Annotated in this window: 14 protein-coding genes and 1 pseudogene; 10 read left to right on the top strand and 5 right to left on the bottom strand. The window is 74.2% G+C overall.

The features are described 5' to 3' along the window. The 5 genes from V6U82_RS04085 to V6U82_RS04065 form a co-directional block, all read right to left on the bottom strand. Complete coding sequence (locus tag V6U82_RS04085; protein WP_334459271.1) at window positions 1-2,679, bottom strand: FtsX-like permease family protein; 2,679 nt, start codon at window positions 2,677-2,679, stop codon at window positions 1-3. After that, window positions 2,676-3,407, bottom strand: a complete 732-nt coding sequence (locus V6U82_RS04080; protein ID WP_128139145.1) for an ABC transporter ATP-binding protein — start codon at window positions 3,405-3,407, stop codon at window positions 2,676-2,678. The genes V6U82_RS04085 and V6U82_RS04080 overlap by 4 nt, the downstream gene beginning before the upstream one ends. A 19-nt stretch (window positions 3,408-3,426) precedes the next feature. Beyond that, window positions 3,427-4,008: a PadR family transcriptional regulator gene (locus V6U82_RS04075; RefSeq protein WP_013284661.1), complete on the bottom strand. Its 582-nt coding sequence runs from the start codon at window positions 4,006-4,008 to the stop codon at window positions 3,427-3,429. Between the two features lie 69 nt (window positions 4,009-4,077). Then, window positions 4,078-4,518: a ferritin-like domain-containing protein gene (locus tag V6U82_RS04070; protein WP_334459269.1), complete on the bottom strand. Its 441-nt coding sequence runs from the start codon at window positions 4,516-4,518 to the stop codon at window positions 4,078-4,080. Next, a complete protein-coding gene (locus V6U82_RS04065) occupies window positions 4,515-4,958 on the bottom strand; it encodes a hypothetical protein (RefSeq protein WP_334459664.1) in 444 nt (147 codons plus the stop codon). The genes V6U82_RS04070 and V6U82_RS04065 overlap by 4 nt, the downstream gene beginning before the upstream one ends. A gap of 263 nt (window positions 4,959-5,221) precedes the next feature. Here V6U82_RS04065 and rimP point away from each other — a divergent pair, with 263 nt between their 5' ends. From rimP to V6U82_RS04010, 10 genes and pseudogenes are all read left to right on the top strand, one after another. Further along, on the top strand, window positions 5,222-5,872 hold the full coding sequence (gene rimP, locus V6U82_RS04060) for a ribosome maturation factor RimP (protein ID WP_120571118.1): 651 nt from the start codon (window positions 5,222-5,224) through the stop codon (window positions 5,870-5,872). After that, the gene (gene nusA / locus V6U82_RS04055) at window positions 5,869-6,912 is read left to right on the top strand and encodes a transcription termination factor NusA (protein ID WP_334459268.1); all 1,044 of its coding nucleotides are present in this window, start codon (window positions 5,869-5,871) and stop codon (window positions 6,910-6,912) included. Before rimP ends, nusA begins: the two co-directional genes overlap by 4 nt. A 15-nt stretch (window positions 6,913-6,927) precedes the next feature. Then, a pseudogene (locus V6U82_RS04050) lies at window positions 6,928-7,264 on the top strand (YlxR family protein). 93 nt (window positions 7,265-7,357) lie between these two features. Next, the gene (infB, locus tag V6U82_RS04040) at window positions 7,358-10,366 is read left to right on the top strand and encodes a translation initiation factor IF-2 (protein ID WP_334553861.1); all 3,009 of its coding nucleotides are present in this window, start codon (window positions 7,358-7,360) and stop codon (window positions 10,364-10,366) included. An 82-nt stretch (window positions 10,367-10,448) separates the two neighbouring features. Next, on the top strand, window positions 10,449-11,492 hold the full coding sequence (locus V6U82_RS04035; protein WP_334459266.1) for a TRM11 family SAM-dependent methyltransferase: 1,044 nt from the start codon (window positions 10,449-10,451) through the stop codon (window positions 11,490-11,492). A 41-nt stretch (window positions 11,493-11,533) separates the two neighbouring features. Beyond that, window positions 11,534-11,827: a DUF503 domain-containing protein gene (locus tag V6U82_RS04030; protein WP_043325814.1), complete on the top strand. Its 294-nt coding sequence runs from the start codon at window positions 11,534-11,536 to the stop codon at window positions 11,825-11,827. 181 nt (window positions 11,828-12,008) lie between these two features. Then, the gene (gene rbfA, locus V6U82_RS04025; protein WP_128138058.1) at window positions 12,009-12,500 is read left to right on the top strand and encodes a 30S ribosome-binding factor RbfA; all 492 of its coding nucleotides are present in this window, start codon (window positions 12,009-12,011) and stop codon (window positions 12,498-12,500) included. Further along, window positions 12,497-13,510 (top strand): DHH family phosphoesterase, encoded by a 1,014-nt coding sequence (locus V6U82_RS04020; protein ID WP_334459265.1) that lies wholly within the window; start codon window positions 12,497-12,499, stop codon window positions 13,508-13,510. Before rbfA ends, V6U82_RS04020 begins: the two co-directional genes overlap by 4 nt. Before the next feature lie 136 nt (window positions 13,511-13,646). Then, the gene (locus V6U82_RS04015; protein ID WP_145822828.1) at window positions 13,647-14,054 is read left to right on the top strand and encodes a hypothetical protein; all 408 of its coding nucleotides are present in this window, start codon (window positions 13,647-13,649) and stop codon (window positions 14,052-14,054) included. Further along, window positions 14,054-14,263, top strand: coding sequence for a DUF6186 family protein (locus V6U82_RS04010; RefSeq protein WP_175438725.1), 210 nt, complete (start codon window positions 14,054-14,056; stop codon window positions 14,261-14,263). Before V6U82_RS04015 ends, V6U82_RS04010 begins: the two co-directional genes overlap by 1 nt. Window positions 14,264-14,309: the final 46 nt, after the last annotated feature.

Raw genomic sequence — 14,309 nt, 5'->3', positions numbered from 1 at the left:
TCAGTCGAGCCGGCGTTCGATCGGCAGGCGGGACCGGGTGAACAGCGCCGCGCCGCCCATCGCCACCAGCGGCACCACGACCAGCACGGCGAGCGTCACGCCGGGCACCGTCACCGGGTACGGCGGCTGCACCGGCCAGGATTCGGCGTACCGCTGGTTGAGTGAGGCCAGGACGACCACGGCGGAGCCGAGCCCGGCGACGATGCCCAGTGCCGAACCGAGCACCGCGATCACCCCGGCCTGGCAGAGCGACAGCAGGCGGCGTACCCGGGGATCGGCGCCGACCGCCGCGAGCGTGGACAGGTCCCGGCGGCCCTCGGCTGCGGCGAGGCCGGTGGCGACGGCGGCGGCGCCGAGCGTGATCACGCCGGAGGCCACCGCGAGCAGGAGCAGCATCGGGCGCTGGTCCGACGGCGGGTCGGCGGTCGCCACCTGCGCCGACATGGGACCGATGTCGAACAGCTCGTCGGTCAGCATCTCCATCTGCCGGTCGGTGGGCGAGCCGGCGGTGTCCAGCAGGTAGCCCATCGGCACGGCGGTCAGGCCGAGCGCGTCCGCGGCGGCGGGGGAGAGCACCAGCCGGTCGACCGTGAGACCGCCGCGCAGCGCGTACGCGGGCAGGAGACGCCCGGTGGGCGGACCGCCGGAGTTGTCGTTCACCTCCACCCGGACCTGCCCGTCCACCACCCGCCGGGCGTCGGTGACCACCACGCCACCGGCGGCGAGCGTCCGCCGCGCGGCGGCCAGTTCGTCCGCCGGCGCCCCGGTGAGCGCGGCCAGCGCGCCGCCGTCGTCCACGAGCGCCGGCAGGTAGACGTCGACCGGTTCCTGGAAGGGGCTCACGCAGCGCGGATCCCGCCGGGCCGTGTCGGGGACCGGGCCGGCGGCGTCGTACGGGCAGCGCTGCTCGGGCGGGACGAGCGCGTACGCGGTGCAGTCGTTCTTGTCGCGGACGTCGCCGACGCACCCCGGGGTCGCGACGGACACCACTGTGGTGCCGGGCAGGATCGCGCGGGCCCGGTCGGCGACGACCTCGGCCGACGGCGGGTCCGCCGGGGTCTCACCGGAGTGGGTGAGCAGCACGTTCCCCGGCGGCAGGCCGGGCTGCCAGAGCGCCTGCGACCGGGTCTCGTCGCTCGCCACGTAGACGCCGAGCGCGACGCTTCCGGCCACCGCCGCCATCACCGCCGAGATGGCGGGCGCGGCCGAGGACCGGTTACGGCTGGCGTCACGCAACGCGAGCCGGGGGGTCAGCGGCAGCAGCCGGCCGGCCCGGCCCAGCACGCCGACGAGCGACGGGGTGCAGAACACCAGCCCCAGTTCGCCAAGCGCGACGCCGGCCAGCACTCCGGTCTGCGAGGTGCGGCCGGCGGCGAACGCGGCGATCGCGGTCCCGGCGACGGTGAGCGCCACCCCGACCAGCAGCCAGCGGCGGCGTGGCCGGGTCGCGTCGCGCCGACCGGCCAGGCCGGTCGCCACGTCCTGCCGGGCCGCCGTCCAGGCCGGCGCCATCGCCGCGAGCACCCCGGCGAGCACCGCCGTCGCGGCGATCGCCACCAGCGCGGCCGGGAAGATCCGGTACGCCCCGAGGCGCTCCCCGAGCAGGTACTGCTCGACGATCGGCCGGCCGGCGAACGCCGCCCCGATGCCGAGCAGCATGCCCAGGGCGGCCCCGCCGGCGCCGAGCACCACCCCGTCGGCGAGCACGATCCGGCGCAGGTGGGAGGCGTCGCCACCGGCCACCGCGACGAGTGCGAGGTCCCGCCGCCGGCGCCGGACGCTCACCGCGAAGGCCGGACCGACCAGCAGCACCACCTCCAGCAGGCCCAGCCCGCCGACGACTCCGACGACGCCCGCCTCGTCGGCGTCCGGTACGGACATGCCGCGGCTGAACTCCTGCCGTCCCGGCAGCGGGCTGCGGGCGACGATTTGGACGCCCTGCGCGTTCAGCCGGTCGGCGAGCCCCGGTTCCAGCGGGCCGGGCAGGTCCACCAACCAGGTGTCGCTGCCGGCCGTGCCGTCCGGAGTCACAGCGGGCAGCGTGATGACGTCCCGGAGGTTGTCCGGATACTCCACCACCCCGACCACGCGGTACGTGGCACCGTCGATGGTGCGTACCGGATCGCCGATGCGGGTCTCCAGCCGGCGCAGCGCCGTCGGGCTGACCGCGATCTCGTCGGGGCGTACCGGCGGCCGGCCGTCGCGTACCCGGGCCAGCGGCCGGGTGAGCGGGTCGGTCAGGTCGACGGCGCGCGCCTCGATCGACTCGACGTGCCGGTTCACCCGCGTCGAGAACGTCATCCACCAGCGGGTGCGCGCCAGCCGGCTGCCCTCGGGCAGCAGCGCGCGCACCTCCTCGGCGGTCGCCGGACGGGTCCGGCCGATCCAGTCGCCCTGGACCGGCCAGGCCGACTCGCCCCAGGCGTCCTGCGTCACGGGGGTGAGGCTGTCCCAGCGCAGCGCGACGTCGGCGCCGCCGAGCTGGCGCTCGATGCGCTCGGCGCGGGTCAGATCCGACATGTCGTAGCTGACCGCGGCGAAGCTGAGGCCGAGCACCGGCAGTGCGATCATCACCAGGACCAGCAGCGTGCGCCGCCGGGATCGCCGGGCCTCCCGGCGGGCGATCCGCAGCGCGGTCCGCCACGATCCGCGTACGGCGGCGAGGCGGCCGCCGGTCACCGGCTGCTGCCGCTGAGCAGGTGGTCGACGCCGATCAGCGGGGCGGTCGAGTCGACCATCACCCCGTCGCGCAGGAAGACCACCCGGTCCGCCCAGCCGGCGTGCCGGGCCTCGTGGGTGACCAGCACCCCGGCCGCGCCGGCGTCCACCCGGCGGCGCAGCAGGTGCAGCACCGCCTCGCCGGTCTGGGAGTCCAGCGCGCCGGTCGGCTCGTCGGCGAGGACCAGGCGGCGCTCGCCGACGAGTGCCCGGGCGATCGCCACCCGCTGCTGCTGGCCACCCGACATCTGGTCCGGGAAACGGTCGGCCAGGTCCTCGAGGTCGACCTCGCGCAGCGCGGCCAGCGCCAGGTGGCGGGCCGCCCGGACGCCGGTGCCGTCCAGTTCCAGCGGGAGCGCCACGTTCTCCACGGCGGTCAGGCTGCCGAGCAGGTTCAGGTCCTGGAAGACGTACCCGATCCGGCGGCGCCGCAGCCGGGCCAGCTCGCGGGCGGACAGCCCGCGCAGCGTCTCGCCCTCGACCACCACCTCGCCGCCGGTGGGCCGGTCCAGGCCACCGGCGAGCGCCAGCAGCGTGGACTTGCCGGACCCGGAGGGGCCCATCACCGCCACGAGTTCGCCGGCCCGCACGGTCAGGCTCACGCCGCGCAGCGCGTGCACGGCGGCCTCGCCGGTGCCGTGGGTCCGGCGTACGTCCCGCAGTTCCAGCACCCCGTCGATCGGGTCCATCAGCGCCTCCCGTGCCGGGTCACCGGCGGGCTTCGTCGCCGGCCCGGTCCACCGCCTCGGGGTGGTCGACCGCCCGGATCGGCGCCGGGCGGTGTCGGACCAGGCTCGTCTCGCAGTGGTCGAGCCACCGCACCTCGGCCTCGGTCTGGAAGATCATCGCGTCCAGCACCAGCCGCCAGGGTAGATCCTCCGGCTTGTCGCTCGTGTACTTCAACCGGGTGAACTCCTGGAGCGCGCGCATGGTGGCGGTGCGCTGGGTCTGCACCACCGACCGCACGTCGACGCCGGGGGTGGTCAGCGCCAGCGCCAGTTTGATGGACAACTCGTCGCGGGGGCGGTCGGCGCGGCTGATCGGCGTGGCGAACCACAGCGCCAGGTCCGCGCGTCCGGCGTCGGTGATCTCGTACGGCCGCTGCCCGCTCTCGTTCTCCGGCAGCGGGCGGACCAGGCCGTCACGTTCCAGCCGGGCCAGCGTCGTGTAGACCTGTCCGATGTTCAACGGCCAGGTCGACCCGGTGGACTCCTCGAACGCGGCACGGAGCTGGTAGCCGTACATCTGGCCGCGTTCGAGCAGGGCGAGCAGGCCGTGACGGATGGACATGACCGCGAGTATGCATACCTGGTATGCGCTACGCAACCGGAGGGTTCCGCCGGGTGACCGGCGTCGCGCTCAGGCCGGGCGGCCCGGGAACGGAACGGTGACCGGCGTCACGCCCGCCGTACGCCGCCAGCGGGTGGCGCGCAACGCGCAGTCGGTGAGCGCGGCGAGCGCGGTGTTCCGGTCCGCGCCGGTGGTGTGCGGCAGGGCGGCCCGCCAGTGCCCGGCCGTCCGCTCCTCGACCTCCACCGCCAGGCGCAACGCGCTCGCCCGGTCCGTCACCGGGTAGGGCAGCGCGTACCCGGCCCGGTCGGCGGGCACCTGCCCGGAGCCCTCGGCGAGCTGGAGCAGCAGCGCGTCGCGGCGGGACCGGTGGGCCGCCTCGGCGGCACGGGCCGCCGTCCGCGCCGCCTCGGTCAGGTGCACGCCGATCACCCCGTACGCCCAGATCGCCGCGTACTCGGCGGCGAGCGCGTCGGCGAGGGCGGTGGCCGGGCCGGTCGTCGGGTTCATTTGAGCGCCTCCACGTGAGTCGCCCGCGCGGCGGCGATCGAGCCGAGCAGGGCGGCCCGCTCGGCCGGGGCCCCCGCGCACGCCCGGGCCGCGTTCGTCCGGCCCTCCTGCTCGGCCCGGCGCAGCTCGGTGAGTACGGCGTCGGGCGCGCTCGCCGAGCCGGCGGCAGCCGGCGTGCCGGACGGCGCCGGACGGCCGATCACACGGCGTAGCTCCTCGGCGTGCGCCCGGTGCGCGTCGGCGATCGGGGTGAGCCGCTCGGCCAGCGCCGGCGCGGCGGTGGCGGCGGCCCGGTAGCGGGCCTCCAGCGCGAGCGCCTCGGCGGCCAGCGGCTCCAGCGCGTCCGGCGCCGGTGGCTCCTTGTCGCGGTCGAAAAGATCACAACCGGTCAGCGGCGCTGCCGCGCCGCCGAGCGCCACGAGCCCGCCGGCGCGCAGCAGCCAGCGCCGGGAATGCCCCGCTCTGACCTGGTCGGATGGTGTTCTGCCGATCCCCACCTGACAGAGTCAACACCATCCGCGCCGCCTCGTGGGGCAGGGTCTCGGTGCGCCGCCGGGTCCGTCGACGGCCACAAGCGTTACGCTCTGCGCAACCACCGGGCGCGGACGCCCCGGTGGCGTGCCGGTATGGCGGGCCGATCGCCCGCACCGGCCGAGGACAACACGGCCCGCGGGTCGTGGCAACAGCAGGAGAGGTGCGCGCAATGACGCAGCGTGGCCGTGCCACCCGGTCGACGGGGCCCGCCGGGCGGCCCCGCCGGGCCGACGGGCCCCGCGGCACGGACCGGAGCGGCGCACCCCGCGGCGATCTCGCCGCCCGCCGCAACCGGCTGCGCGAGGTGATCGAACCGGTCGTCACGGCGGCCGGTTACGACCTGGAGGATCTCTCCGTCTCCCGCGCCGGCCGGCGGCACGTGGTGCGGGTGATCGTGGACGCCGACGGCGGGATCAACCTGGACGCCGTGGCGGACGTCTCCCGCGCGGTCTCGGCGGCGCTGGACGCGGCCGAGGAGGCCGGCGGCGACATCGTGGCCGGCGAGTACCAGCTGGAGGTCAGCTCGCCCGGCGTGGACCGCCCGCTCACCCTGCCCCGGCACTGGCGGCGCAACGCCGGGCGGCTGGTCAAGGTCACCGTCCGCGGTGACGCGGGGGACCGCCAGCTCACCGGCCGGATCACGGCCGCCGACGACGAACGCGTGGTGCTGGAGACCGACGCCGGCCCCGCCGAACACCCGTACGCCGAACTCGGGCCCGGCCGGGTCCAGGTGGAGTTCAACCGCCTGGACGACCTGGCCGACGAGGACTTCGGTGACGACACCGACGACGACGAAGATCTGGAGGACGAGGAGAGGTGAACATCGACCTCGCGGCGCTGCGCGCCCTGGAGCGCGAGCGGGAGATCCCGTTCGACACGATCCTCGCGGCGATCGAGACCGCGCTGCTGACCGCCTACCGGCACACCGACGGCGCCGAGCCGCACGCCCGGGTGGAGATCGACCGCAAGAGCGGGGCCGCCTCGGTCTACGCGCAGGAGCTGGACGCCGACGGCACGGTGACCCGGGAGTGGGACGACACCCCGCACGACTTCGGGCGGATCGCCGCCATGACCGCCAAGCAGGTGATCCTCCAGCGGCTGCGGGAGGCCACCGACGAGGTGCACTTCGGCGAGTACGTCGGCCGCGACGGTGACCTGGTCACCGGCGTGGTGCAGGCGCACGAGACCCGCCGCGAGAAGGGCATCGTCAGCGTCGACCTGGGCAAGCTGGAGGGTGTCCTGCCGCAGTCCGAGCAGGTCCCCGGCGAGCGGTACGAGCACGGCGAGCGGATCCGCTGCGTGGTCGTGCACGTCGCCAAGGGCATGCGCGGCCCGCAGATCACGCTGTCCCGGTCGCACCCCGGGCTGGTGAAGAGGCTGTTCGCGCTGGAGGTGCCGGAGATCGCCGACGGCACCGTGGAGATCGGCGCGATCGCACGTGAGGCAGGTCACCGTACGAAGATCGCCGTACGCTCGACCACGTCCGGCGTCAACGCCAAGGGCGCCTGCATCGGCCCGATGGGCCAGCGGGTCCGCGCCGTCATGAGCGAACTCCACGGCGAGAAGATCGACATCATCGACTGGTCGGACGACCCGGCGACGTTCGTCGGCAACGCGTTGTCGCCGGCCAAGGCGCTGCGGGTCGAGGTGGTCGATCTGGCCACCCGTACCGCCCGGGTGACCGTGCCGGACTTCCAGCTTTCGCTCGCGATCGGCCGGGAAGGGCAGAACGCCCGCCTCGCGGCCCGCCTGACCGGTTGGCGCATCGACATCCGGTCCGACGCGGAGACCGCGGCACCGCAGGCCCGGGGCGGAGCTGATCACGTACCGGAGCCGGGCGGCGCGATCTCCGGCGGCTAGGGGTAGACTTACTCAGTGGCACGACGCGCGATGCCGGAGCGCACCTGTGTGGGCTGCCGGAAACGAGCGCCGGCCAGCGAGTTGTTGCGGGTCGTCGCGATCGGTGACGAGGCTGGTCAGACCAGCCTCCGGCCCGATCCGGCCCGCAGACTGCCGGGTCGGGGAGCGAACATGCACCCTGATCCGGCCTGCTTCGCGCAGGCGGTGCGACGTCGCGCCTTCGGGCGGGCACTGCGCCTCACCGGGGTCCCCGACCACGGTGCGCTTGCGGAGCACGTCGACGCGCAACCCCCGACGACCGGTCAAGCCCGACCGGTCGAGGGTCGCTAGCAAGGTAGGACGACCGACATGAGCACACGATGAAGTCCCTGAAATGACCAGGCTTCAAGTGCACGAGTGAGGTCGCTGCGGGTGCTGCCCGCACGACCTCGGAGTGAGGAGTGCAGTGGCAGGAAAGGCCCGCGTACACGAGCTCGCCAAGGAGCTCGGGGTCGAAAGCAAGACCGTTCTCGCCAAGCTCAAGGAAATGGGCGAGTTCGTGAAGTCCGCGTCCAGCACCGTCGAGGCGCCCGTCGCCCGGCGGCTGCGTAGCGCGTTCGTAGCCGGTTCGTCGGCGCCAGCCGGCCCGCCGGCTGCCGCGCCCAGTGGCCCGGCGCCGACCCCGACGCCCACCCCGACCCCGGGTGCCCCCCGGGTCTCGGCCAAGCCGATGCCGCCCCGGCGTCCGGCCGCGCCGACCCCTGGACCGAAGCCCAAGGGCCCGGTCCCCGGCCCGCCGCAGCCGGCGACTCCGGTCGCCAAGCCGGCGAGCGCGCACGACATCGAAGTGGCGGCCGCCGAAGCGCGTGCCGCCGCGCTCAAGGCTGAGCAGGAGGCCGCGGTCAAGGCCGCCCAGGCCGCCCGCCAGCAGCAGCGCGAGACCGTACGCCGGGAGCCTCCGGCCGAGGGCGGCCCCCGTCCCGGCCCGCGTCCCGGCCCGAACGCCATGCCGCCGCGTCCGGGTTCCCCGGCCGCCGGTCGTCCCGGCGGTCCGGGTCAGGGTCAGGGCCCCGGTGCCCGGCCCGGCGGTCGTCCGCCGGCGCGCGGCGCCGGTAACAACCCGTTCGGTATCCAGGGCGGCCAGCAGCAGCGGCCCCCGGCCGCCGGTGCGGGCGGTCCCCGTCCCAGCCCGGCCGGCATGCCGCCGCGGCCCAGCCCGGCGTCGATGCCGCCGCGGCCGAGCCCGGCCTCGATGCCGAGTCAGCGCCCGACCACCGGCCGCCCCGGCGGCCCCGGTGGCGGTCGTGGCGGACCCGGCGGCGGCGCCGGTCGTCCCGGCGGCGGCGGTGGCGGTGGCTACCGCGGCGGCCCCGGTGGCGGCGGCGGTGGCGGTGGCTACCGCGGCGGTCCCGGTGGTGGCGGCGGTGGCGGTGGCTACCGCGGCGGTCCCGGTGGTGGCGGCGGTGCTCCCGGCGGTGGTTTCCGTCCGGGTGGTCCGGTCGGCGGCGGTGGCCGTCCCGGTGGCGGCGGTCGTGGCCGTGGCGGTGGCGCGGCGGGTGCCTTCGGGCGTCCCGGCGGCCGGCCGACCCGCGGTCGCAAGTCCAAGAAGCAGCGCAGACAGGAGTTCGACAACCTGTCGGCCCCGACCATGTCCTCGGGTGCGCCCCGCGGTCAGGGTCAGGTCGTCCGGTTGTCCCGTGGCGCCTCGCTGTCGGACTTCGCCGACAAGATCAACGCCAACCCGGGTTCGCTGGTCCAGGAGATGTTCAACCTGGGCGAGATGGTGACGGCGACCCAGTCGTGCTCCGACGAGACCCTGCAGCTGCTGGGTGAGCACCTCGGCTTCGACGTGCAGATCGTCAGCCCGGAGGACGAGGACCGCGAGCTGCTCGCGCAGTTCAACATCGACCTCGACGCAGAGGTCGCGGCGGACCGCCTGGTCAGCCGTGCGCCGGTGGTGACCGTCATGGGTCACGTCGACCACGGTAAGACCAAGCTGCTCGACGCGATCCGCAAGGCGAACGTGGTGGCCGGCGAGGCGGGTGGCATCACCCAGCACATCGGCGCCTACCAGGTCCACGTCCCGCACGAGGGCGAGGACCGCGCGGTGACGTTCATCGACACCCCGGGTCACGAGGCGTTCACCGCCATGCGTGCCCGTGGTGCCCAGGTCACGGACATCGTGATCCTGGTGGTCGCGGCCGACGACGGCGTCATGCCGCAGACCATCGAGGCGCTCAACCACGCCAAGGCGGCGGACGTGCCGATCGTGGTCGCGGTCAACAAGGTCGACAAGCCCGAGGCGAACCCGGACAAGGTCCGCCAGCAGCTGACCGAGTACGGCCTGGTCGCCGAGGAGTACGGCGGCGACACCATGTTCGTCAACGTGGCGGCCAAGCCCGGCATCGGCATCGAGGAACTGCTCGAGGCCGTGCTGTTGACCGCCGACGCGTCGCTGGAGCTGACCGCTCCGATCGACGGGCCGGCGCAGGGTGTCGCGATCGAGGCGCACCTGGACAAGGGCCGTGGTGCGGTGGCGACCGTGCTGGTGCAGAAGGGCACCCTGCGTGCCGGTGACTCCATCGTCGCCGGTGGGGCGCACGGCCGCGTGCGGGCCATGCTGGACGAGAACGGCAAGCCGGTCGATTCGGCCGGTCCGGCGCGTCCGGTCATGGTGCTGGGTCTGACCACGGTGCCGGGTGCGGGTGACACCTTCCTGGCCGCCGAGGACGACCGCACCGTGCGGCAGATCGCCGAGCAGCGGCAGGCACGGCGGCGGGCGGCGTCGTTCGCCAACTCCCGTGGCCGCGCCACTCTCGAGACGCTCATGGAGCAGCTCAAGGAGGGCGAGAAGACCTCGCTCAACCTGGTGCTCAAGGGCGACGTCTCCGGTTCCGTGGAGGCGCTCGAGGACGCGCTGTTCAACCTCGACATCCCGGAGGAGGTCCAGCTTCGGATCATCCACCGGGGCGTGGGTGCGATCACCGAGAGCGACGTCATGCTCGCGAGCGCCTCGTCCGAGGCGGTCACGATCATCGGCTTCAACGTGCGGGCCTCGAACAAGGTCCGCGAGATGGCCGACCGCGAGGGCGTGGAGATCCGGTACTACACCGTCATCTACCAGGCCATCGAGGAGATCGACGCCGCGCTCAAGGGCCTGCTCAAGCCGGAGTACGAGGAGGTCGAGCTGGGCACCGCGGAGATCCGCGACGTCTTCCGCTCGTCCAAGATCGGCAACATCTCCGGCTGTATCGTCCGGTCCGGCCTCATCCGCCGCAACGCCAAGGCGCGGCTGCTGCGGGACGGGGCGGTCGTGGCGGACAACCTCACGATCAGCTCCCTGAAGCGGTTCAAGGACGACGCGACCGAGGTCCGCGAGGGCTTCGAGTGTGGTCTGACGCTGGGCGGTTACAACAACGTCCAGGTCGGCGACGTCATCGAGACGTTCGAGATGCGCGAGAAGCCGCGCGCCTGAGAACCACGCGTACGACCGGCCGGCGGCCGGGGCCTTCGGGCCCCGGCCGTCGCCGTTTCCGCAGGCTGCGACAATCTCCGGCGTGATCCGGTACGCACTTCTCCTCGCGCCCTCGGCCAACCGCGTCTACGCCGACGCGGCGGCCCGGCTGGCGCGCGCCGAACTGGCCGTGTTCGCCGGTTCAGGCGTGCTCGACGTCGTACCGGCCGGCGCGGAGGTGACCGGGATCGGCGGCGTGGAGTACCTGACGTTCACCACCGCGGAACCCGGGCTGGGCGAGCGGGACCTGGCCCACCTGGCGAACCTGTCGGCCGCGTACGCGCTGTTCGAGCGCGTCGGCGACGACCTGCTGCGGCCGGTGCCGCTGCGCCCGCTGGCCCGGTACGACTCCGACCTGATCACCATCCCCAAGTACGCCGGCAAGACCAACGAGCAGTTCACCCGGCTGCTGCTCAACGTCACGGTGCTCGCCTCCGCCGTCGCGCCGCGGATGCTGGACGGGCCGGTGGTGGTGCTGGACCCGCTCTGCGGCCGGGGCACCACGCTCAACCAGGCGCTGATGTACGGCTACGACGGCATCGGCATCGAGCGCGACAGCAAGGACGTGGACGCGTACGCGGCCTTTCTGCGTACCTGGCTGCGCCGCAAGCGGCTCAAGCACACCACCGACTCGACGTCGGTGCGCCGGGACCGCAAGCTCGTGGCCCGCCGGTTCGAGGCGGTGCTGGCGCCGTCGCGGGACGAGCACCGGGCCGGGGCCACCCAGCGGGTCACAGTGCTGAACACCGACACCACCCGGGCCCGGGAGGCGCTGCGTCCCCGCTGCGCCGACGTGATCGTCACCGACGCGCCGTACGGAGTGGCGCACGGCAGCCGTACCGACCAGGGGTTGTCCCGCAGCCCGCTGGAGCTGCTCACCGCCGCCGTGCCGGTGTGGCGGGAGCTGCTGCGCCCGGGCGGTGCGCTCGGGCTGTCCTGGAACACCCACGTGGCGCCGCGGGCGCAGGCGGAGGCGGTGCTGGCCGACGCCGGGCTGCGGGTGCTCGGCGGCCCCGGCTTCGGTGACTTCGCACACCGGGTCGACCAGGCGATCGAGCGGGACGTGCTGGTGGCGGTCGCGCCTTAATCGCGTGCCGGGGTGCGCCGCCCGGCGTACCGTTGCTCGCCGTGTATACCGGAACCGCGCTGTTCGACCTGTTGCTCCCGGGTGACTCCCGGTCCCTGAAGGCCAAGCGGTCCTACGTTCGGCCGATCGTCGCCGCGCTGCGCAAGTTCGAGGTCTCCGCCGCCGAGGTGGGGGCGCTGGACCTGCACGGCCGGGCCGAGATCGGGGTGGCGGTGGTGGCCGCCGAGCCGGCCCACGTCCGCGAGGTGCTCGACTCCTGCGAGCGGCTGGTCGCCGCCCGCCCGGAGACCGAGCTGCTGTCGGTCCGCCGTCGTCTGCACGGCGAGGACGACTGACGGCGCGTCGCGTGGCACTCCGGCCGTGCCGCGCGACGCCCGGCCGGGCGCGGGTAGTGTTCTTCAGCGTTGGGCGGTCGGACCCGGCGGCGCCCACGCGCCTGCTGTTTCCGGCCGACGGCCCGGGTCGCACGCCGATCCGGCGCCGTCATCGGTAAAGGTGATCCCGGAGGTGGGGGACATGACGGATCAGGCCAAGGTTCGCCGGCACGCGGAGCGCATCCGGGAACTCGTCGCGTCGGTGGTGCGCAGCCAGATCAAGGACCCCCGGCTCGGCATGATCACGATCACCGACGCCCGGATCACCGCCGACCTGCGCGACGCCACCGTCTTCTACACGGTGCTCGGTGACGCGGCGGCCCAGGCGAGCACCGCCGCCGCGCTGGAGAGCGCCAAGGGCATGCTGCGCAGCACCGTCGGCAAGGCGCTCGGGCTGCGGCACTCGCCGACGCTGACCTTCGTCCTGGACGACGTGCAGGACCAGGTCAAGCACATCGACGACCTGCTCGCCGCCGCGCGTACCGCCGACGCCGAGGTGCAGCGGCTGGCCGCCAAGTCCTCGTACGCGGGCGACGCCCAGCCGTACCGGGTCGAGGAGGACGACGAGGACGCCGAGGGCGCCCCGGCCGAGGACGAGGACGACGACGAGCCGCGCGCCGGCGAGCGCCGGTGACCGAGGCGGCCAGGCCCACCGAGACCGCGTGGGCGGCCGCCGTCGCGGCGGTACGCGATCTCCCCGCCGACGCGCGGGTGCTGCTGATCTGCCACGTGAACCCGGACGGGGACGCGCTGGGCAGCATGCTCGGCTTCGGGCTGGGTCTGCGCCGGCTCGGCGTACGCGATGTCCAGGCCACCTTCCCCGGCCCGCCGGAGGTGCCCGAGCCGTTCCGGTGGATGCCGGGGGTGGACCTGCTGGTGCCGCAGGACGACGCGTACCCCGCGCCGGACCTGGTGATCTGCTTCGACGCGGCGAGCGAGTCCCGGCTGGGTGACCTGGCCGACCGGCTGGACACGGCGGGCACGTCGCTCGTGCTCGACCACCACGCCTCGAACAGCGGGTTCGGGCGGATCAGCCTGGTCGACCCGCACGCCGCCGCCACCTCGGTGGTGGCGCTGGAGTTGCTGGACCGGCTCGGCGTGACGCTGGACGCGGAGATGGCGACCGGGCTGTACGTCGCGCTGACCACCGACACCGGCTCGTTCCGCTTCGAGGCGACCACACCGGCCGTGCACGAGACGGCCGCGCGCCTGGTCGCCACCGGCCTCCGGCCCGGCGACATCTCCCGGCGGATCTTCGACACCCGCCCGTTCGGCGCCGTCCGACTCTTCGGCGAGGTGCTCGGCCGGGCCGCGCTGGAGCCGGCGGCCGCCGCCGGGCACGGTCTCGTCTGGACGTACGCGACCCGCGACGACCTGGTCCGCCACGACCAGCCCGCGTACGTGCTGGAGGCGCTGATCGACTCGGTGCGCTGCACCGCCGAGGCGGACGTGAGCTGTGTGGTCAAGCAGGCCGGCGAGGCCGAGTGGGCGGTGTCGCTGCGCAGCAAGGGCGCTGTCGACGTGAGCCGGGTGGCGGTGGCGCTCGGCGGCGGCGGGCACCGGTTCGCCGCCGGCTTCACCGGCCGGGGATCCCTAGACGAGGTGCTCGGCCGGATCCGCGCCGAACTCGCTGTCGCCCCTTAGCAGATGGATTGTCCCTGAATTTCTGCCGTGCCGAGGTGCGGCGGCGATCTGAGGTGTGAGCTGATCGGCGGCTTTTCCGGGGATTACGAGGCGTGCCAGCCTTTCCGCCGTGCGTGACGCTGGGGACAATCGGGTGATGGATCATCCCCGTGAGCTCACCGTCGAGGCGCCCCGGGCCTGGGACCGGCCGGTCGTCTCCGTGCCGGTGCTGATCTGCCTCTCTCTGGTCGGCGGCCAGATGCCGTCCTTCTCGACCGCCGCGAACCTCTACATCCTCACCACCGGCGGGGGGTTGATCTGGGTCGGCCTGAGCAACCGGGTGCCCCGGCGTCCGGCGCCGCGCCGGCTGCCGTCGGTAGCGCTCTGGTGGCTGGTCCCGGTGACCGTCTTCGGGGTCTTCGAGGGGGCGACGTTCGTGATGGCGGCGGGTGACGACTTCCCCACCTTCTCCCGGCTGGCCGATCCGCTGCTGGAGGACAACCTGGCCCGTTCGGCGGCCTGGTTCGCGTGGCTGTCCGCGTTCTGGGGACTGGTGCGCCGATGATGCGGGCACTGGCGATCGGCGGGTTCGGAGTCTCGATCGTGCTGTTCGCCGTCGTCGAGTGGGCCGCGCGCCGGGAGGGGTCGCGGATCCCGTCGCTGGCCGACGTCTGCGCGTTCGTGATGCGGTACGAGGTGGGCCCGGTACCGGTCGGCCGGATCGGGCTGTTCGGTTTCTGGTGGTGGCTGGGCTGGCACTTCCTGGCCCGCTGACCGCCCTCGCCGGGCCGGGACGACGACATTGATCTTTCCGCATTTC

The sequence above is a fragment of the Micromonospora sp. CPCC 205554 genome (assembly GCF_036902745.1).
Taxonomy (GTDB): domain Bacteria; phylum Actinomycetota; class Actinomycetes; order Mycobacteriales; family Micromonosporaceae; genus Micromonospora; species Micromonospora tulbaghiae.
This window is presented reverse-complemented; position numbering and strand designations above follow the sequence as displayed.